A 19433-nucleotide genomic window follows, 5' to 3' on the forward strand; every position below is an offset into this window, starting at 1 on the left:
CCGGTAGCGGCGGGGCTACTACCGCTACGCTTTTTTTGCCTGGCGGCGAAACGCGCCACGCCACCACCACCACCGAATGCATCCACGGCCCGCCCCGACGCGCAGGCTGGCGGCAGCCGCGGCCTGTGCCCAGCGCGTGGACGCCAGCCGGAGGCGGCCGGCGCAGCAGCGCGACCAAGCGGCCGCCATCGCACTGCGGCCACCGCCGCACCGCGCCAGCGCCAGCGGCGATCCGGCATCGTGTCCGCCCCAGTAGACTACGCGTCGGCAGCAACACCGGCACCTTTTGGCGCATCGTCGGCTGGCGAAAAAACCGCCAAAGCGATCTACAGCGCCAGGCCCGGAATGGGGGCCGCGATGGAGCGCAACGTCGAGCGCCTGCCGATCGCGGGTGATCGCTATCCCTTCAGGACGAGCGACACGTCCGGATATCGGGCGCACATGAAGTCGACGAACGCCCGCACCTTCGGGGCCGCCAGGCGCCTGGACGTGTGCAGGACCCATAGCGCAGGTTCCACTCCGGATATCGTGCCCCACTGCACCAGCTCGCCGCGGGCGAGCTGATTCCATGCGATGGACTGCGGAATGAGCGCGGCGCCGCCGCCGGCGATGGCGGCGTCGCGGATCATCAGGAAGGACGAGAACCTCAGCCTCGGGATGGGCTCCAGGATCAGGCGCCCGTCGTCGAGATTCCAGGTGGTCGGCTGGAAGCTCGACATCACGATGCCGGGCACCGGCCTGGCCGCGCCGGGCGCCGGCAGGGGCACGTCGGGCGCGGCGACCACGACCAGCCGGTCCTTGGCGAAGCAGCGGCCGACCAGGCTGCTGTCCGGGCTGGGATTGATCCGGATCGCGGCGTCGAACTGTTCCTCGACCAGGTCGACCACGCGGTCTTCCGCCACCACCTCCAGCGTGACCTCGGGATAGGCGGCGCAGAACTCGGCGCCGATGCGCCCCATCGCCAGCTGCGAGAACAGGACGGGCGATGCGACGCGCAGGCGCCCGCGAGGCGCCGATACGCCCTCCCGCGCCGCCGCCATCGCTTCGGACACCTCGCCCAGCGGCCCTTCGGTCCGCGCCATCAGCAGCTGCCCGGCTTCGGTGAGCTTCAGGCCGCGGGCGCTGCGCTCGACCAGCCGCACGCCCAGTTGCTCTTCGAGGTCGGAAATGCGCCGCGACAAGGTCGCCTTCGATCTGCCGCTGGCACGGCTCGCCTTTCCCAGGCCCTCGTTCGCGGCGACAAGCGTGAAATCGATCAGGGCGTTCAGGTCCATGGTGTTCCGTTTTTGAAACCGCCTATCTACATCTTGGCGTCTTAGTTTTAGTAATGCAACGGCATATCTTCTGGTCACCACCACCCGACACGAGGAACTACAAATGACCACTACCCAACGCGCTGTACTGATCCGAAGCTACGGCGGCGCCGATGCCGCGCAGGTGGCCGACGTCGCAAAGCCCACCGCAGGGCCGGGCCAGGTCCTGGTCCGGGTCCGCGCCGCCGGCGTGAACGGCCTCGATTGGAAGGTCCGCGAAGGCTATGTGCGCGACGCCTTCCCGCTGCAACTGCCGGCCGTGCTGGGCCTCGAACTGGCGGGCGTGGTCGAGGCCGTCGGCCCAGGCGCCTCCCGCTTCCGTGTCGGCGATCGCGTCATGGGCTCGATGGGCGGGCTCGGCGCCTACGCCGAGTCCGTGGCGGTCAACGAAGCGAACCTGTCCCGCACGCCGGAAGGCCTGGACGACGTCCGCGCCGCCGCCATCCCGGTGGCGGCCGTGGCGGCCTGGCAGAGCCTGCACCATGCCGGACCGCTCCGTCCGGGCCAGCGGATCCTCATCCACGGCGCGGCGGGCGGACTGGGCGGGTATGCCGTGCAGTACGCCAAGCGCGCGGCGGCCGAGGTGTTCGCGACGGCGGCCACCGAGCACCTGGACTACGTGCGCAGCCTCGGCGCCGACCATGTCATCGACTACCGGTCGCAACGCTTCGAGGACTTCGCCCGGGACATCGACCTGGTGCTCGACTACGTCGGCGGCGAGGTGCTCGATCGCTCGTGGCAAGTGCTGGCGCCCGACGGCGCCATCGTCGGCACGACATCGCCGGACATCCTGGCCCGCACGCCGGCCGGCCGCCGCGGCCTGTGGTTCATGAACAAGCCCGACGCGGCACTGATGGAAACGCTGGCCGCGGACATCGCCAGCGGCACGCTGCAATCCAAGGTCAGCGAGGTGGTCGGTTTCGCCGACCTCCCGCTGGCGATCGAACGCAATCGCACCGACTCGCGGGCCGGCAAGGTCGTGGCGGACTTTTCGCGCTAACCCACCCTTTTACCCACTGCAGGAGATTCACCATGAGCATTCTCGTCACCGGTGCCACCGGCACCATCGGTTCCCTCATCACCCAGCGCCTCGCCGATGCAGGCGCCGACGTCAGGGCGCTGGTCCGCCAGCCGGGCAAGCGGAGCTTCCCGGCAGGCGTCACCGAAGTCGTCGCCGACCTCACCGACGTAGCGTCCATCCGCGCGGCGCTGTCGTCGGTGCGCACCCTGTTCCTGCTCAACGCCGTCACCCCCGACGAGGTGACGCAGGCCCTGATCGCGCTGAACCTGGCCCAGGAAGCCGGCATCGAGCGCATCGTCTACCTGTCGGTGATCCATGCCGAAAAATTCACCAACGTGCCGCACTTCACCGGCAAGCATACGGTCGAGCGCATGATCGAAAGCCTCGCCATTCCCGCCACCGTTCTGCGCCCGGCGTACTTCATGCAGAACGAGGGCATGGTCCAGCAGGCGATCCAGGACTACGGGGTGTACCCGATGCCGATCGGCTCGGCCGGTGTGGCGATGGTGGACGCGCGCGACATCGCCGACGTCGCCGTCGCGGAACTGCTGCGACGCGACCGCGCGCCTGCCGCGCTCGCGCCGGTGACGCTGGACCTGGTCGGCCCGCAGGCGCTGACCGGCGCCTCTGCGGCCAAGGCCTGGAGTTCGGCGCTCGGTCGCGAGATCGCCTACGCCGGCGACGACGTGGCGGCCTTCGAAGCGCAGATGGCGGCGTTCGGCCCCGGCTGGATGGCCTACGACATGCGCCTGATGATGGCCGGCATCCAGAAGTTCGGCATGCACGGCGCCGAAGGATCGGTGGAGCGGCTGCAGGCCATCCTGGGGCGCCCGCTGCGCACCTACGAGGACTTCGTCCGCGAGACCGCCGGCCGGGCCTGAGCGGCGCGCGGTGCGCGGCAGGCGCTCTCGCGCCGCCGCGCAAGGCGGGATCCAGCAGACGGTGCCGCGCAAGACGGCACTCGGTGCACCCATTCGAGACGGCCATGCGAGCGAGCGATCACCTCGCGGTCAACGCCTGGAACCACGAGCGAACCGCACGCACCGATGGAGTCTCGCGCCGCGCGCACGACGTCACGCGACTTTCCCGAAGCCATGAAAAAGGCGCTCGCCGCGAGGCAAGCGCCTGATTATTTGGTGGGCCGTGATGGATTCGAACCATCGACCAAAAGATTAAAAGTCTTCTGCTCTACCAACTGAGCTAACGGCCCAAAACAAGGCCCCGGCCTTGCGCCGGGGTGCGTATTCTACCCCAGGCCCGGGACAACGCGAAATCAGGCGTAGTGGGTCGGATCGGGCGCGCCGGCATCGGCGAAGCCGGCGGCGCGCAGGCGGCACGCGTCGCAATGGCCGCAGGCGCGGCCGGCGGCGTCGGCGCGATAGCACGACACGGTCAGGCCGAAGTCCACGCCCAGGCGCAGGCCCTCGCGGACGATATCGGCCTTGCTCATCTTCTGCAGCGGCGCATGCACGCGCAGGCCCGCGCCTTCCACGCCGGCCTTGGTCGCCAGGTTGGCCAGCTTCTCGAACGCATCGATGAACTCCGGGCGGCAGTCCGGATAGCCGGAGTAGTCCACGGCGTTGACGCCGCAGAAGATGTCGGCCGCGCCCAGCACCTCGGCCCAGCCCAGCGCCACCGACAGCATGATGGTGTTGCGCGCGGGCACGTAGGTGACCGGGATGCCCTCGCCGCCGGCGTCGGGCACCTCGATGTCGTCGGTCAGCGCCGAGCCGCCGATGCTGCGCAGGTCGACGTTCACCGTCTTGTGCGCCACCGCGCCCAGCGCCCGCGCGACTCGGTCGGCGGCCTCCAGTTCGGACGTGTGCCGCTGCCCGTAGCGCACGCTCAGCGCATGCACCGCGAAGCCCTGTTCGCGGGCGATGGCGACGACGACGGCGGAATCCATGCCGCCGGACAGTAGGACTACGGCGTTTTTCATCTGAGTGCCGGGAATGGGAAATGGGGAGACAGTAATCGGCAGAGCGTAACAGCCGACGCTTCGCGAACGGCAAAGGGAGCAGGAAAGAGAAGGTTATGAGCAGGCGCTGCGCTGGCAGTCCGGCGCTGTTCCGATTCCCGTTTCTCCATTCCCGACTTCCAAGTCGCACACGAGTGCGACTTCACCGCCCCGGCTCGTCGTTCCACAGCAGCTTGTGCAACTGCATCTGGAAGCGCACCGGCAGGCGGTCGGCGACGATCCAGTCGGCCAGTTCGCGCGGGGTCAGTTCGCTCTTGCTCGGCGAGAACCACACCGTGCAGCGCTCGTGCAACGCATGCTCGGCGACGATGCCGCGCGCCCACTCGTAGTCGGCGCGGCCGCACAGCACGAACTTGATCTGATCGCGCGCGGTCAGCAGCGGCAGGTTGTCCCAGCGGTTGCGGTGCGCTTCCTGCGAGGCCGGGGTCTTGATGTCGACCACGCGCGACACGCGCGGATCCACCTCGGCGATATCCAGCGCGCCGGAGGTCTCCAGCGACACGTCGTAGCCGGCATCGCACAGTTGCTGCAACAGGCGCAGGCAGCGCTTCTGCGCCAGCGGCTCGCCGCCGGTCACGCACACGTGGCGCACGCCGTGGCGCGCCACTTCGGCCACGATCGCGTCGATGTCCCACCACTGCCCGCCATGGAACGCGTAGGCGGTGTCGCAGTAGCTGCAGCGCAGCGGGCAGCCGGTCAGGCGCACGAACACGGTCGGCCAGCCCGCGCTTTCGGCCTCGCCCTGCAGCGACAGGAAGATCTCCGTCAGCTTCAGGCGCGGCAATGGGCTTTGGATGATCTCGCTGGGAACGGCGGCCATGGCGGGAAGTATGCGCCCCGCGACGATGGCGGCAGCGAGGGAGGAATCAGCGCAGTTGCTGGCCGATGCGGATCGACTGCAGCCGATCCTGCGCGGTGCGCGCCGCATCCGAACCCGGATACTGGCTGCTCACCTGCTGCAGGGTCTGCTCGGCGTCCTGGGTGCGGCCTTCGCCGTACTGCGACAGGCCCAGCTTCAGCAGCGCGCCGGCCGCCTTGTCGTGGGTCGGATAGCGGGCGAGCAGGTCGCGGAACTGCGCCTCGGCCAGCTGGAAATTCTTGGTGGCGTAGTAGCTCTCGCCCAGCCAGTACAGCGCATTGGGCGTGTACACGCCGTTGGGGTAGAGCTCGAGAAAGCTCTGGAACAGGTTCGCCGAATCGGCGTAGTTGCCGGCCTTCAGCGCGTCGAACGCGACGTTGTAGCTGGTGCGCTCGTCGTTGGTGGCGGCCAGGGTGCCGGCGTCGCCGTGCACCGATGGCGGCCGCTCGGAGGCGGCAGCCGCGGCGGGCCTGGCAGCGGGTGCTGCGGCAGGCGCATTGGCCGGTGCGGCGCCAGTGGCCGGCGGCAACGGCGGCATCGCGCCACCCTCGATCCGGTTCAGGCGACCGTCCAGGTCAAGGTATTGGTCCTTCGAACGCTGCTTGAGCTGTTCGTTTTCGTTCTGCAACTGCTCGATCGTGGCCTGCAACGACTGCATCTGCGTCCGCAGCTGGTTGAGCTGGTTCAGCACGTCGGTGTTGGCCTGGGTGTTCATCGCCTGCTGCTCGAGCGCGGTCACGCGGTCGGCCAGGCTGGCGCGCTGCGCATGAGCCGGCGCGGCGGCCACCAGGGCCGCCGCGACGATCATCGATGTGAGGACACCGATACGCATCTATTACTGAGCCGTGTAGACGATCTCGACGCGGCGGTTCTGCGACCAGCAGGACTCGCCCGACTCGGTGCACACCGGGCGCTCTTCGCCGTAGCTTACGACGGTCAGCTGCGCAGCCGAGCCGCCGTTGGCCTGCAGCGCCGAGGACACGGCGTTGGCACGACGCTCGCCCAGGCCCATGTTGTACTCGCGCGAACCGCGCTCGTCGGCATTGCCCTGCAGGGTGATGCGCGAGGACGGACGGTCACGCAGGTACTTGGCGTGGCACGCCATGATGGCCTGGAATTCCGGCTTCAGCGAGTCCTGGTCCAGATCGAAGTAGACCACGCGCTGGCGCAGGCAGGCATCGGTGTCCAGGTCGCCCGGGCCGTACAGGCCGGAGGTCGACGGGCCGGTCGGAGCGGTGGTACCGGAGGTACCGGTGGTGTCGGTCTGGGGCTGTTCCTTGACCTTCTTGGAGCAGCCGGCCAGAGCTGCGACGGACAACAGCGAAACAAGTAGAACGCGGGTGGTCTTGTTCATGGCGATACCTTTGTGGCTCCTGAGCCGATGAGGGGTTCAACAGCCGAATATTAACATCAAACTTACATTGTCAACGGGCAGTCCGGTACGGCGACCACGACGGCTCGCGCACGTCGCCATCGGCCAGGACCAGGCGCTGGCGCACGCGGGCATCGGCCGAAACCGCGTACAGGACGCCGCGGCCACCCTCGCGCGCGGCGTACAGGACCATGCTGGCATTGGGCGCGAAGCTCGGCGACTCGTCCAGCGAACCCGTAGACAAAGTGCTCCAGCGCGGCGAACCCAGGCTGCGGTCCATCATCGCGATCTTGTACGTATTGCCGCTGCCCTGGGCCACGGCGATCTTGTTGCCGTCGAAGGACACGCTGGCGGTGGCGTTGTAGTTGCCCTGGAAGGTCACCCGGCTGGCGCTGCCGCCGCCGGCGGCGACCTGGTAGATCTGCGGGCGGCCGCCGCGGTCGGACGTGAAGTAGATGGTGCTGCCATCCGGCGACCAGGTCGGCTCGGTGTCGATGCCGAAATGGTTGGTCAGCTGGGTCAGCTGCTTGCTGCCCAGGTCCATCACGTAGATCTCCGGATTGCCGCTGCGCGACAGCGCCAGCGCCAGGCGACGGCCGTCCGGCGAGAACGCGGGCGCGCCGTTGATGCCGCGGAAGCTGGAGACCAGCTGGCGCGCGCCGGTGGCGATGTCCTGGATGTAGATCGACGAATTGCCGCGCTCGAAGCTCACGTAGGCCAGCTTGCGCCCGTCGGGGCTCCAGTTCGGCGACAGCAACGGCTCGGCCGAGCGGACGATGGTCTGCGGGTTGTAGCCGTCGGAGTCGGCGACCATCAGCGCGTAGCGCATCGCCCCGCCCTTGCCGCTGGCGGTGACGTAGGCGATGCGGGTCCAGAACGCGCCGCGCACGCCGGTGATCTTCTCGTAGATCGCATCGGCCATCTGGTGCGCGACGTCGCGCATCGCGCTGCCGCGCGCGGTCATCGCCAGACCGAGCATGCGCTCGCCCTTGGCCACGTCGAACAGCTCGTACTCGACCCGGTAGGCGCCTTCGCCGGCGTCCATCACCCGTCCGACCACCAGGTAGTCCTGCTTCAGCGCGCGCCAGGTCGGGTACTGCACCTCGCTGCCGCGGGTCGGGCGCTCGACGATCTGCGCCTCGGGCAGGTTGCGGAACTGGCCGGAACGGTCCAGGTCGGCGCGGACCACGGCGGAGACGTCGGTGGACGGTGCCGCCGCCGCGCCCTGGTAGGGCATCGGCACGACGGTGATCGGGGTCGCCGACGCGTTGCCGCCGACGATGTCGATTTCCAGGCCCTTGTCCTGTGCGGACGCGGCCAGGGGGAGCAACAGGGCGGTAAGGACGGCAAGCCAGCGCGGCAGTTTCTTCATGGGTCGCTCAGCGGTACTCAGGGAGGCGCACAGAGATAGCAATGCGCGGGTGAACGTATTCGCAATCATGAACCATTGGCGTGTGAAGCCGATGGCAGGACGCGGATTATGGCGTATATGGCCGGGACCCGGGTTCGGGACTCGGGCCTCGAAAGCCGTGCCGGGTCTGCCGGGACGAATGCGGCCTGCTTCCGAGTCCCCAGTCCCGAGTCCCGAGTCCCGGCGCCTCAACGATCCTGCGCAGTGAAGTTGAAGGTCAGCTCGCGCACGAACACCGGCTCGAAGCCGCGGTAGGGCAACGGCTGCGCGCGCAGCACCGCGGCCTCGATCGAGCGCCGCCCGGCCTCGTCGTAGGGGCAGTCGGGACTGACCTTGGCCTCCATCACCGTGCCGCCGGGGATCTGCTTGATCGAGATCTTGCACTTCTGCCCCAGCGGCACCGAGTCCGGCCGCACCCATTGGCTGAGCACCGCCTGCTGGATCGCCGCGGCGTACTTGGCCGACAGGTCGGTGTTGGTGCCGCCCTGCCCCGGCGCGGCCTGCGGCGTGGCCGCGGCGGTGGCCGAGGCCTGCTTGGCGCGCGCATCGGCCAGCTGGCGCAGCTTCTGCTCGGCCAGCTTGGCCTCGCGGTCGGCCTGCTCACGCTGGCGGCGGATCTCGGCGATCTTCTTCTGCCGTTCCTCTTCCTGCTGCGCGGCCAGGCGCTGTTTCTGCTCGGCTTCCTGCTGCCGCTTCTGTTCGGTCAGGTCGACCTGCTCCTGGCGGCGCTTGGCCTCCTGCTCCTGCTTCTCCTTCTCCTGGGAGATGGCGGTGCGGGTCGCGCGGTCCTGGTCCACCTTGTCCGGCACCGGGATGAAATCCTGCGCCTGCTGCTGCCGCGGCGTCGGGGCGTCCTGCGGCGTGGGCACCGGCACCGGTTGCGGCGGCGGCACCGTGTCTTCCTCGGCGACGTCCTTGACCGGCTCGGGCAGCGGCACCGGCTCGGGCTTGGGCGCATCCTTGACCGCGCGCTGCGCCGAGGCCACGTCCGCCGGCGACACCACCAGCGAGGCCTCGACCATCGGCGAGCCGGCGGCCGGCTCCACCTCGCGCACCGGCGACCACCACCAGGCGAAGAAGAACAGCAACGCGATCAGCACGTGCACGCCCACCGCCAGGGCGATGCCGTACATCAGGCCATCGTTGTCCTCGCCCGGGCGCAGCGAACGGGAGTCGGCTTCAGCGTGCATTGCCACCGGGCTGACTCATCAAGCCGACCTTGGGGACGCCCGCCTGCTGCAGCATGACCATCGTGTCCATGACCAGCTGGTAGTTGGAGCTGCCGGGCGCGGCGACGAACACCGGCACGTCCTTGTTCTGGCCGACGAAGGCCTTGAGCTTGGCCTGCAGCTCGGGCGCGCCGATCTGCTCCGGCTTGCCGTCCTGCAGGGTCAGCGTGTAGCGGCCCTCGGCGTCGACGGTGACGATGACCGGGTCCTTCTTGCTTTCCACTGAGCGCGCGGTGGAATCGGGCAGGTCCACGTCCACGCTCAGGCTGAGCAGCGGCGCGGTGACCATGAAGATGATCAGCAGCACCAGCATCACGTCGATGTACGGCACGACGTTGATCTCGGACTTGAGCTTGCGGCGCTTGCGGCGGGAAAAGGCGGAGGTCATGCGGGAATCCTGGGATCGTGGGCGAGGCGCGCGGCGCTCAGTCGCCGCTGGCCTGTCGCTGCAGGATGGAGCTGAACTCTTCGGAGAAGGTCTCGAAGCGCACGGCCAGGCGCTCGACCCGGGTGGTGAAGCGGTTGTACGCCCACACCGCGGGAATCGCGACGAACAGGCCGATCGCGGTGGCGAACAGCGCTTCGGAGATGCCCGGCGCGACCGCGGCGATGCCGGCCTGCTGGCCGCTGTTGATCATGTCGTGCATGGTCACCATGATGCCGAACACGGTGCCGACCAGGCCGACGTAGGGCGCGGTGGAACCGATGTTGGCCAGCAGCTCCAGGTTGCGCTCGAGCCGGTCCACTTCGCGCGCGAAGGTGGCGCGCATCGCCCGCTGCGCGCCTTCCAGCTGGATGCGCGCGTCGAGCTTGCGCTTGTCGCGCAGGCGGGTGAACTCGCGGAAGCCCGCTTCGAAGATCGCCTCCAGCCCGCCGACCACGCGGTTGCGGTCGGCCGCGCCGGCATACAGCTTGGTCAGGTCGGTGCCGGACCAGAAGCGGTTCTCGAAGTCGTCCGCCTCGCGGTTGGCCTGCTTGAACACGCGCGCCTTGCGGAAAATGATCACCCAGCTGATCAGCGAGCCGAGCAGCAGCAACAGCACGATCACCTTGACCGGCAGGCTGGCCTTGAGCAGCAGGTCCAGGTAGTTGATGCCGCCGTGGGCGGTGCTGGCGACGGCCTGGGCGGCGGTCTGGGTCACGTCCTGCGGCAGCGCCTCCACCACCGTGTCCTGCAGGGCCAGAAGCAATGCGATCATCCGTTGTTCCTCAGTAATTCGGCTTCAGAGATTTCGAGAACTTTCAATTCGTCGTACAGCGCATCGTCCATGCCGCGCGGGCGGAAGCTGCCGGCGCCCAGCGCCGCGACCTTCACCTGCGCGCTCAGCAGCAGCTCGCCCTCGCGCAGCACCGACTGCGAGAACAGCAGGCTGGCGCGCTTGCACTGCGACAGCGCCGCGGTGACCTGCAGCGTATCGTCAAGCCGCGCCGGGCGCAGGAAATCCAGGCGCATCGACCGCACCGCGAACACCAGATCGTGTTGCAGCCGCAGCCGTTCCTGTCCGTAGCCCAGCGCCCGCAGCCATTCCGTGCGCGCCCGCTCCATGAAGGCGACGTAGCGCGCGTGGTAGACCACGCCACCGGCGTCGGTATCTTCCCAGTAGACGCGTGTCGGCCAACTGAATAGATGCCGGGACTCGGGACTCGGGACTGGGGACTCGGCGGTCATGAAGCCGGCCTGGCCGAAGAGAAAACCCGGTGCACCATAGCGATGCCGCGATTCAAAACAGCTCTCCCGAGTCCCGAGTCCCCAGTCCCGAGTCCCGCCGCGGCTGCAAGCCCAAGTGCAGATACGCCTTGTTGGTGACCATGCGACCACGTGCGGTGCGGATCAGGAAGCCCTGCTGGATCAGGTACGGCTCGACCACGTCCTCCAGCGTGCCGCGCTCCTCCGACAGCGAGGCGGACAGCGATTCGACCCCGACCGGGCCGCCGTCGAAGAAGTCGATGATGGTGCGCAGCATGCGCCGGTCGAGTTCGTCGAACCCTTCCGGGTCCACCTTGAGCATCTGCATCGCCGCCTGCGCGACCTCGGTGTCGATATGCCCGGCCGCGCGCACCTGGGCGAAGTCGCGCACCCGCCGCAGCAACCGGTTGGCGATGCGCGGGGTGCCGCGCGCGCGGCGCGCGATCTCCTCGCAGCCGTCCGCCGAGCAGGCGATGCCGAGGATGCCGGCGGAGCGGCGCACGATGCGCGCCAGTTCCTCGGGGCTGTAGAACTCCAGCCGCTGGACGATGCCGAACCGGTCGCGCAGCGGCGCGGTCAGCAACCCGGCGCGGGTGGTGGCGCCGATCAGCGTGAACGGCGGCAGGTCGATCTTGATCGAGCGCGCCGCCGGGCCGTCGCCGATCATGATGTCGATCTGGAAGTCTTCCATCGCCGGGTACAGCACTTCCTCGACCACCGGCGACAGGCGGTGGATCTCGTCGATGAACAGCACGTCGTGCGGCTGCAGGTTGGTCAGCAGCGCGGCCAGGTCGCCGGCCTTCTCGATCACCGGCCCGGAGGTCACCCGCAGGTTCACCCCCAGCTCGTTGGCGATGACGTGGCTGAGCGTGGTCTTGCCCAGGCCGGGCGGACCGAAGATCAGCACGTGGTCCATCGCCTCGCCGCGCGCCCTGGCCGCCTCGATGTAGATCGACAGCTGATCGCGCACCGGCTGCTGGCCGAGGTAGTCGTCCAGCCGCTTGGGGCGGATGCTCGCCTCGACCGCGTCGTCTTCGCGGGTGGCGCCGGTGGCGATGAGGCGGTCCATCAACGGGACTCGGGACTCGGGACTCGGGACTCGGCAAATCCTCCCGCCAACGGGCAGATCATCGGCAAGCGGGCGGCAGTGCTGGCAGGGATCGGCATCCCGCTATTGTAGGCAACTGACAGGCCGACTGGCGCTTTTCCGGGTCCCGAGTCCCGCAACCCGAGTCCCGGCCCCACTCAGATCTCCACCTGCGCGCCCAGCTCCACCAGCCGGTTGCCGGGGATGCGGAAGAAGCCGGTGGCCGGGGCGGCGTTGCGGTGCATCACCGCGAACACCTTGTCGCGCCAGATCGGCATGCCGCGGTTGGCGCTGGCGACGATGGTCTCGCGGCTGGCGAAATAGGTGGTGTCCATCGGGTCGAAGTAGATCCCGCCCTGGTCGCAGGAGCGCATCAGCGCCAGCGGCACGTCCGGGGTCTCCATGAAGCCGAAGCGCACGAACACCCGGTAGAACTCGTCGCCGATGGCGTCCATCTTCAGCCGCTGCTTGGCCACCGCGTACGGCACCGGCAGGGTCTCCACGGTCAGGAACACATTGCGCTCGTGCAGCACCTTGTTGTGCTTGAGGTTGTGCATCAGCGCGTGCGGCACCACGGTGGAGTCGGCGGTCAGGAACACCGCCGTGCCCGGCACCCGCACCGGCGGCGCCAGCATCAGCCCGGGCAGGAAGCTGTCGATCTGGATGCCGTCCTTGCGGATCTCCTCGCGCAGCAGCTCGCGGCCGCGGCGCCAGGTGCGCATCAGGGTGAACAGCACCACGCCCAGCGCCACCGGGAACCAGGCGCCCTGCAGCAGCTTGGCGCCGTTGGCGACCAGGAACGCGGCATCGATGACGAAGAACACCACGCACAGCGGCAGCACCCAGTTGCGCCAGCGCGGCCACAGCGCGCGCGCCACCAGCGCCAGCAGCAGGGTGTCGATCAGCATCGTCGCCGACACCGAGATGCCGTAGGCCACCGCCAGGTTGGTGGAACTGCGGAAGATCAGCACCAGCGCGATCACCATCACCATCAGCAGCCAGTTGATGCCGGGGATGTAGATCTGGCCGATGGTGTCGTGCGAGGTGTGCTTGATCAGCATGCGCGGGATGTAGCCCAGTTGCATCGCCTGGCGCGCGATCGAGAACGCGCCGGTGATCACCGCCTGCGAGGCGATCACCGCCGCCAGCGTGGCCAGCACGATCATCGGGTACAGCGCCCATTCCGGCACCGCCTCGAAGAACGGGTTCTTCACCGCCGCCGGATGGTTGAGCACCAGCGCGCCCTGCCCCAGGTAGTTCAGCACCAGGCACGGCAGCACGAAGAAGTACCAGGCATGGCGGATCGGGCGCGCGCCGAAGTGGCCCATGTCCGCGTACAGCGCCTCGCCGCCGGTCACCGCCAGCACCACCGCGCCGAGGATCCACACCCCGTGCCAGCCGTGCTCGATGAAGAAGCGGATCGCCCACCAGGGATTGAACGCCTTCAGCACCTCCGGCGCGTCGATCACGTTCCAGATGCCGATCGCCGCCAGCGACAGGAACCACAGGCAGGTGATCGGGCCGAACACCTTGCCGACCTTCTCGGTGCCGAAGCGCTGGCCCAGGAACAGCACCACCAGCACCATCACCGTGATCGGCACGATGAACGCGTGCATGCCCGGCGCGGCCACCTCCAGGCCCTCGACCGCGCCGAGCACCGAGATCGCCGGGGTGATCACCCCGTCGCCGAAGAACAGCGAGGCGCCGAAGATGCCGAGGATGCCGACCACGTAGGCCGAGCGCGAGCCGTTGCGCATGGTGCGCTGGGTCAGCGCCATCAGCGCCATGATGCCGCCCTCGCCCTCGTTGTCGGCGCGCATGATGATGGTGACGTACTTCAGCGTCACCACGATCATCAGCGACCAGAACGCCAGCGACAGCACGCCGAGCACGGTGTCGTGGTCGCTGGTCAGGCCGTAGTGCGGCGAGAACGCCTCCTTCAGCGTGTACAGCGGGCTGGTGCCGATGTCGCCGAACACCACGCCGATGGCGCCGACGATCAGCGCGAAGCCGGCCTTGCCGCGCGAAGCGTCGTGCGCGTGGCCGGAGCCGGGGGAAGGGGGGCAGGTCGAGGACATGAGGGAATCAGCTTATCGCCGCAGGGCGTGAAGAGAGGGGGACAGCGTCAACGCAACGCGGCCTGCAGGGCCTTGCGGATCACCGTGGCCACGTCGCCGCCGGCGGCGCCGGCATCGCGCGCCATCTTCGCCGCTTCGGCCGGCTTGTAGCCCAGCTGCTGCAGCGCCACGGTGGCCTCGGACACCGCGTCGTTGCCGAGCTGGCCGGTGATCGGCGCGCCACCGCTGAAGTCGGCCGCGCGGTCGCGCAGCTCCACCACCATGCGTTCGGCGGTCTTCTTGCCGATGCCGGGGATGCGGGTCAGCGCGGTGACGTCGCCGGTCTGGATCTGCCGCGCAAACTCGTCGACGCTGACCCCGGACAGCACCGCCAGCGAGATCTTGGCGCCGACCCCGCTGACCCGCTGCAGGTCGCGGAACAGCCGGCGCTCGCCCTCGCGCAGGAAGCCGTACAGCGACACGCTGTCCTCCTTCTGCGCGTAGTGGGTGAACAGGATCACGTCGCGACCCACGTCCGGCAGGTCGTAGAAGGTGCTCATCGGCGCTTCCAGCTCGTAGCCGACCCCGCCCACGTCGATCACCAGCCACGGCGGCTGCTTGTAGGCGAGGATGCCGCGCAGACGGCCGATCATTGGAGCGCTCCTTCGGGACTCGGGACTCGGGACTCGGGACTCGAGGGGTTTGCTGCGCGGTGGGGATGGAGGGACACGGCCCGGCACGCCGGCGATCTCACAGAACGCGGCAATCCGCCGTTCCGAGTCCCGAGTCCCGAGTCCCGAGTCCCGACATATTTCGTCATTTCCTGCTCCAAGCCTGTTGCGTACTGACGCCCAGGCGCTGCGCGGTGGCGCGCACGTGGGCATGGGTGATGGCCACCGCCAGCGCGTCGGCGGCGTCGGACTGCAGTTTTCCGGTCAGGCTCAGCATCAGTCCGACCATGTGCTGTACCTGCTGCTTTTCCGCCGCGCCCTTGCCGACGATGGCCAGCTTGATCTCGGTGGCCGCGTATTCGTGCACCGGCAGGTCGCGCAGCACCACCGCGCAGATCGCCGCGCCGCGCGCATGGCCCAGCTTCAGCGCCGCGTCGGCGCTCTTGCCCATGAACACCCGCTCGATCGCCACTTCCTGCGGCTGGTATTGCTCGATCAGCGCACCCAGCCCGTGCAGCAGGCGCTTGAGCCGCTGCGAGAAGTCGCCTTCGCCGAGCAGCACCAGCGGCGCATGGTAGACATGCGTGGTACGGCCGCTGCCGTCGATGTCGATGATGCCCACGCCGGTGCGCTGCGAGCCCGGGTCGATGCCGAGGATGCGCACTTTGGCGGGACTCGGGGCTCTGCCGGGACTCGGGACTCGGGACTCGGGACTCGAAGAGCTGGCTACGCGACTGGTTCGGGCGGGTACGGCCCCGGGCAACGGCGATCCGTCAGGCCCCGTCGACTCGCTGTTCCGGGTCCCGGGTCCCGGGTCCCGAGTCCCGGCAGCGTCCCGAGTCCCGGCCGTCGCCACGTCAGCCGCCACTCAACGCGGACTGTTCGGCATTGGAATAGACCGCCTGCACATCGTCCAGGTCTTCCAGCATGTCCAGCAGCTTGCGCACCTGCGCGGCGGTATCGCCTTCCACGGCGATGTCGTTGTCGGCGCGGAAGCTGATCTCGGCATGGTCGGGGGTCAGGCCGGCCGCCTGCATCGCGTCCTTGACCGCCTGGAACGCGTCAGGCGAGGTCATCACGTCGATCGCGCCGTCCTCCGGGTAGACCACCACGTCGTCGGCGCCGGCCTCGATCGCCGCCTCGGTGATCTTCTCCTCGTCGGCGCCGGAGGCGAAGCTGAGCACGCCCAGGCGCTTGAACATGAACGCCACCGAGCCCTCGGTGCCCATGTTGCCGCCACACTTGCTGAAGGCGTGGCGCACGTCGGCCACGGTGCGCACGCGGTTGTCGGTCAGGCAGTCGACGATCACCGCCACCCCGCCCGGCGCATAGCCTTCGTAGCGGATCTCCTCGTACTCGACCCCTTCCAGCTCGCCGGTGGCCTTCTTGATCGCGCGCTCGATCACGTCCTTGGACATGTTCGACGCCAGCCCCTTGTCCATCGCCACGCGCAGGCGCGGGTTGTTGGACGGGTCGCCGCCGCCGGCGCGCGCGGCGACGCCGATCTCGCGGATGATCTTGGTGAAAATCTTGCCGCGCTTCGCATCGGATGCGTTCTTGCGGGCTTCGATCGAGGGGCCTCTACCCATGGGGCGTTCCGGACATCAATAAGGACAAGCGGCGGATTTTACTCGATTGCGCCGCCGCGCCCGCATCCGCCGGCCCGATCACGCGGCGAAGCGGCCGGCGCGCAGGAACGTGGCGGTCTGCCTGGCGGCCTGCGCCGAGAACAGCAGGCCGCTGTGGGTGGTGCGCACCAGGCAGTGGTCGCGCAGCCCCGGCAGGCGGGTCTCGGCCAGGGCCACGGTGCCGTCCGATTCCGGGCCTAGCGCGGCGACGCGGTTGCCCAGCCCGACCGCGACGCTGCCGGCGACCACACCCACGTCGGCCGGCCCGTCCCAGCGGCCGAGGCCTTGCTGCAGCAACGTCGCGCAGCGGCCCAGGGTCGCGGCCAGGCCGTGGCGCACCAGCGCCTGCGCCACCGCGCTGCCGGCCAGCGGCGAGCCCAGGCAGACCACCCGCGGCACCGGCAGGCAGGGCGCATCGCGCAAGGCCTGCAGCGCGATCAAGCCGCCCAGGCTGTGTCCGACCAGCGCCACCGGGCCGGCCTCGGCCAGTTGCTCGATCCGCTGCCGCAGCCGCGGTATCGCCGCCTCGACGCCGCCGAAGGCGCTGGAGTAGCCGAACGTGGCGGCGGCGAAGCCGGCCGCGCGCAGCCGCCAGGCCAGCGGGCCGATCCAGGCGCGCCCGTTCCAGATCCCGTGCAGCACCAGCACCTGCCGCGCAGGGCCGGCAGCGGCCACCGGCCCCGCCGTCGCCGCACCGGCCGGCTCAGCCACAGCTGACCTTGCCGATGACATTGTCGGCACCGATGAACACGTTGAGCCGGTCCTCGCGCAGGTCGCGCGTGGTCGGCTGGCCCGGCGCGATCGGCCGCACCAGGCCGGCGCCGCTCTCCTTCCATACCCTGGCCAGGGTCGCCTCGTCGGCGACCTTGCCTACCGCCCAGGCCACCGGCCCGGCCTGGCAGCGGCCGTCGCCCTGCACCTGCGGCCCGCCGCTGGCCGGCTGCAGCGCGGCGCGCGGCGCGCAGGCGGCCAGCAGCAACGGCAGCAGCGCGAAGGTGAGACGCAACGAATGGCGCATGGCGATCTCCTGGCGGACGTGTCGTGCCGAGTCTAGGCGGTGTCGCCCATAGGGTTCGTGCAGGCGACCGGTGGCGGCCGAGGAACCCGGTAATCCGGGCCAGGAACGGAGCAACTGCGCGCGGAGGCTGGAAAGCGCTACCGGCACAGCGTCAGAAGGGCTCTTCCCGGCCCCCCGATCCCGAATCCCCACTCCCGGCCGCCCCCACCGGCATGCACCGGGCCAGGAAATCGGCCACCGCGCGCACCGCCGGGGCGCGGCGCAGGTCGCGGTGCACCACCAGCCACACGTCGCGCTGCAGGGCCGCGGCGCCGGCGTCGAGCCGGGCCAGGCCGGGATCGCCGGCGGCGGCGAAGTCGCCGAGCAACGCCACGCCGGCGCCGGCGCGCGCGGCGGCCTGCTGCACGTCGGCGCTGCTGCAGCGCAGGACCTGCGGCCGGGTGCCGGCGAAACCGCGCAGCCACTGCTGCTGCAGGCGCGGCGCGTCGTCCAGCGCGTCGTCGTAGCCGATGAACTCGAACCGCTCCGGCGGCGTCCGCGCCAGGTACTGCGGCGACGCATAGAAGGAGAACGTCAGCTGGCCGAGGCGGCGCACCACCAGGTCCGGCTCCTCGGGCCGGCTCAGCCGCACCGCCAGGTCGACCTCGCTGCGCAGCGAGGCGAAGCGCTTCTCGGCGATCACCCGCAGCGCGATGCCGGGATGGCGGCGGCGCAGTTCGCCCAGCCGCGGCCCGATCAGCGTGGCCGCGGTCACCGGCGGCGCGCTCAGCGCGACCTCGCCCTGCACGCCTTCCTGCCCGGCACGCGCCGCGCGCGCCACCGCGTCGGCGCCGTCCTGCATCTGCCGGCCAAGCGCGGCGATGCGCGCGCCATCGGCGGTCAGCGCGTAGCGGCGCTCGCGCCGGTCGACCAGCTTCAGCCCCAGCGCCGCCTCCAGCGCGGCGATGCGCCGCGCCACCGTGGCGTGCTCCACCTCCAGCCGGCGCGCCGCAGCGGTCAGCGACCCGGCCTGCGCGAACGCGGCGAAGTGGCGCAGGTCGTCCCAGTCGAGCATGTGAATTTTTTCCCGATACAGGTGAGCGCCTCGGGAATATCACGCAAGCGGCAAGGCGCGCAAGCTTCGCCCCTGTCGTTCGCCCAGGTGCCGCCGATGTCCCGCTCCCTCTCCCTGACCTATGCCGGCGTGATCGCTGCGACCTTCTTCTGGGGCAGCAATTTCAACGTCGGCGCGCACGTGATCCGCCACATGCCGCCGATCAGCATCGCGGTGGAGCGCTTCGCGCTGGCCAGCGCGGTGCTGCTGATCGCGCTCGGGCTGGCCGGCAAGTTGCGGCTGGCGACCCTGCGGCGCAACGCCTGGCCGCTGGCGGCGGTGGGCGTGCTCGGTGTCACCGGCTTCAACCTGGCGATCTTCTATGGGCTGCGCTCGACCTCCCCGGTCAACGCCTCGCTGATCATGGCCACCACGCCGCTGTGGACCATGCTGCTGGCCGCCTGCTGGGAAGGCGAGCGCATCGGCGCGGCGCGCGCGGCCGGCCTGCTGTGCGGACTGGCGGGCGTGGCGCTGGTGATCGGCCGCGGCGACCTGGGCGCGCTGCTGCACCTGCAGCTGGCGCGCGGCGACCTGCTGATGCTCGGCGGCTCGCTGGCGTGGTCGCTGTCCACGCTGCTGTCGCGGCGCTGGGTGCACGGCGCCACCGCGCTGGAGACCACCGCGTACTCGATGCTGTTCGGCACCCTGGCGCTGCTCGCGCTGGGCCTGGCGCTGGAGCACCCGTTCGGGGCGATGGCCGCGGCGCCGGCCAGCGCGCACCTGGGCATCGTCTACCTGTCGCTGTGCGGGGCGGTGCTGGCCTACCTGTTCTGGTTCGACGCCGTGCACAGGATCGGCGCCACCCGCACCGCCAGCTTCTTCAACCTGGTGCCGGTATCGACGCTGCTGGTGGCGCTGGCGCTGGGCACGCGGCCGAACCTGTGGCAACTGCTCGGCGTCGGCGCGGTGATCGCCGGCGTGGTGCTGGCCTCGCGGCAGGCGCCGGCGCCGCGCGCAGTGCCGGTGCCGCAGGCGTTGCCCTGTCGCGGTTGAAGCCTTGCGTACACGA

At 69.7% G+C, this 19433-nt stretch carries 21 protein-coding genes and 1 tRNA gene; 3 read left to right on the forward strand and 19 right to left on the reverse strand.

Annotation, left to right across the window (positions count from 1 at the left end):
- Positions 1 to 398 precede the first annotated feature (398 nt).
- Positions 399 to 1274 (reverse strand): LysR family transcriptional regulator, encoded by an 876-nt coding sequence (locus JR065_RS18985; RefSeq protein WP_206235994.1) that lies wholly within the window; start codon positions 1272 to 1274, stop codon positions 399 to 401.
- A 103-nt stretch (positions 1275 to 1377) separates the two neighbouring features.
- Here JR065_RS18985 and JR065_RS18990 point away from each other — a divergent pair, with 103 nt between their 5' ends.
- Both JR065_RS18990 and JR065_RS18995 read left to right on the forward strand, forming a co-directional pair.
- Positions 1378 to 2313, forward strand: a complete 936-nt coding sequence (locus tag JR065_RS18990) for an NADP-dependent oxidoreductase (protein ID WP_206235995.1) — start codon at positions 1378 to 1380, stop codon at positions 2311 to 2313.
- A gap of 32 nt (positions 2314 to 2345) precedes the next feature.
- A complete protein-coding gene (locus tag JR065_RS18995; protein WP_206235996.1) occupies positions 2346 to 3215 on the forward strand; it encodes an SDR family oxidoreductase in 870 nt (289 codons plus the stop codon).
- A gap of 253 nt (positions 3216 to 3468) precedes the next feature.
- Here JR065_RS18995 and JR065_RS19000 read toward each other — a convergent pair.
- The 18 genes from JR065_RS19000 to JR065_RS19085 form a co-directional block, all read right to left on the reverse strand.
- Positions 3469 to 3544, reverse strand: a tRNA-Lys gene (locus JR065_RS19000).
- A 63-nt stretch (positions 3545 to 3607) separates the two neighbouring features.
- Positions 3608 to 4273, reverse strand: coding sequence for a 7-cyano-7-deazaguanine synthase QueC (gene queC / locus JR065_RS19005; protein ID WP_206235997.1), 666 nt, complete (start codon positions 4271 to 4273; stop codon positions 3608 to 3610).
- A 181-nt stretch (positions 4274 to 4454) separates the two neighbouring features.
- The gene (gene queE, locus JR065_RS19010; RefSeq protein ID WP_206235998.1) at positions 4455 to 5132 is read right to left on the reverse strand and encodes a 7-carboxy-7-deazaguanine synthase QueE; all 678 of its coding nucleotides are present in this window, start codon (positions 5130 to 5132) and stop codon (positions 4455 to 4457) included.
- Between the two features lie 46 nt (positions 5133 to 5178).
- Positions 5179 to 6003 carry a tol-pal system protein YbgF gene (ybgF, locus tag JR065_RS19015; protein WP_206235999.1) on the reverse strand — a complete coding sequence of 275 codons (825 nt, stop codon included), beginning with the start codon at positions 6001 to 6003 and terminating at the stop codon, positions 5179 to 5181.
- A 3-nt stretch (positions 6004 to 6006) separates the two neighbouring features.
- Positions 6007 to 6525 carry a peptidoglycan-associated lipoprotein Pal gene (gene pal, locus JR065_RS19020; protein WP_206236000.1) on the reverse strand — a complete coding sequence of 173 codons (519 nt, stop codon included), beginning with the start codon at positions 6523 to 6525 and terminating at the stop codon, positions 6007 to 6009.
- A gap of 70 nt (positions 6526 to 6595) precedes the next feature.
- Positions 6596 to 7915 (reverse strand): Tol-Pal system beta propeller repeat protein TolB, encoded by a 1320-nt coding sequence (gene tolB / locus JR065_RS19025; protein ID WP_206236001.1) that lies wholly within the window; start codon positions 7913 to 7915, stop codon positions 6596 to 6598.
- Positions 7916 to 8142: 227 nt separating this feature from the next.
- The gene (gene tolA, locus JR065_RS19030; protein WP_206236002.1) at positions 8143 to 9144 is read right to left on the reverse strand and encodes a cell envelope integrity protein TolA; all 1002 of its coding nucleotides are present in this window, start codon (positions 9142 to 9144) and stop codon (positions 8143 to 8145) included.
- Positions 9134 to 9571, reverse strand: coding sequence for a protein TolR (gene tolR / locus JR065_RS19035; protein WP_206236003.1), 438 nt, complete (start codon positions 9569 to 9571; stop codon positions 9134 to 9136). The genes tolA and tolR overlap by 11 nt, the downstream gene beginning before the upstream one ends.
- A 37-nt stretch (positions 9572 to 9608) precedes the next feature.
- Positions 9609 to 10382 (reverse strand): protein TolQ, encoded by a 774-nt coding sequence (gene tolQ / locus JR065_RS19040; protein ID WP_206236004.1) that lies wholly within the window; start codon positions 10380 to 10382, stop codon positions 9609 to 9611.
- The gene (ybgC, locus tag JR065_RS19045; protein WP_206236005.1) at positions 10379 to 10852 is read right to left on the reverse strand and encodes a tol-pal system-associated acyl-CoA thioesterase; all 474 of its coding nucleotides are present in this window, start codon (positions 10850 to 10852) and stop codon (positions 10379 to 10381) included. Before ybgC ends, tolQ begins: the two co-directional genes overlap by 4 nt.
- Positions 10853 to 10904: 52 nt before the next feature.
- Positions 10905 to 11939 carry a Holliday junction branch migration DNA helicase RuvB gene (ruvB, locus tag JR065_RS19050; RefSeq protein ID WP_206236006.1) on the reverse strand — a complete coding sequence of 345 codons (1035 nt, stop codon included), beginning with the start codon at positions 11937 to 11939 and terminating at the stop codon, positions 10905 to 10907.
- Between the two features lie 176 nt (positions 11940 to 12115).
- Positions 12116 to 14035, reverse strand: a complete 1920-nt coding sequence (locus JR065_RS19055; protein ID WP_206236007.1) for a potassium transporter Kup — start codon at positions 14033 to 14035, stop codon at positions 12116 to 12118.
- A 47-nt stretch (positions 14036 to 14082) separates the two neighbouring features.
- Positions 14083 to 14667, reverse strand: coding sequence for a Holliday junction branch migration protein RuvA (gene ruvA, locus JR065_RS19060; protein WP_206236008.1), 585 nt, complete (start codon positions 14665 to 14667; stop codon positions 14083 to 14085).
- A 163-nt stretch (positions 14668 to 14830) separates the two neighbouring features.
- Entirely contained in the window at positions 14831 to 15349 is a 519-nt protein-coding gene (ruvC, locus tag JR065_RS19065) for a crossover junction endodeoxyribonuclease RuvC (protein WP_206236009.1), read from the reverse strand.
- A gap of 193 nt (positions 15350 to 15542) precedes the next feature.
- Positions 15543 to 16274 (reverse strand): YebC/PmpR family DNA-binding transcriptional regulator, encoded by a 732-nt coding sequence (locus JR065_RS19070; RefSeq protein ID WP_206236010.1) that lies wholly within the window; start codon positions 16272 to 16274, stop codon positions 15543 to 15545.
- 78 nt (positions 16275 to 16352) lie between these two features.
- Entirely contained in the window at positions 16353 to 17045 is a 693-nt protein-coding gene (locus JR065_RS19075; RefSeq protein WP_429001895.1) for an esterase/lipase family protein, read from the reverse strand.
- A complete protein-coding gene (locus JR065_RS19080) occupies positions 17017 to 17331 on the reverse strand; it encodes an I78 family peptidase inhibitor (RefSeq protein WP_206236011.1) in 315 nt (104 codons plus the stop codon). The genes JR065_RS19075 and JR065_RS19080 overlap by 29 nt, the downstream gene beginning before the upstream one ends.
- Before the next feature lie 151 nt (positions 17332 to 17482).
- The gene (locus tag JR065_RS19085) at positions 17483 to 18385 is read right to left on the reverse strand and encodes a LysR family transcriptional regulator (protein WP_206236012.1); all 903 of its coding nucleotides are present in this window, start codon (positions 18383 to 18385) and stop codon (positions 17483 to 17485) included.
- 96 nt (positions 18386 to 18481) lie between these two features.
- Between JR065_RS19085 and JR065_RS19090 the strand changes: the two genes are divergently transcribed.
- A complete protein-coding gene (locus JR065_RS19090) occupies positions 18482 to 19417 on the forward strand; it encodes a DMT family transporter (RefSeq protein WP_206236013.1) in 936 nt (311 codons plus the stop codon).
- The last annotated feature ends 16 nt before the right edge of the window (positions 19418 to 19433 follow it).

Source organism: Xanthomonas sp. (genome assembly GCF_017163755.1).
In the GTDB taxonomy this organism is placed as follows: Bacteria; Pseudomonadota; Gammaproteobacteria; order Xanthomonadales; family Xanthomonadaceae; genus Xanthomonas_A.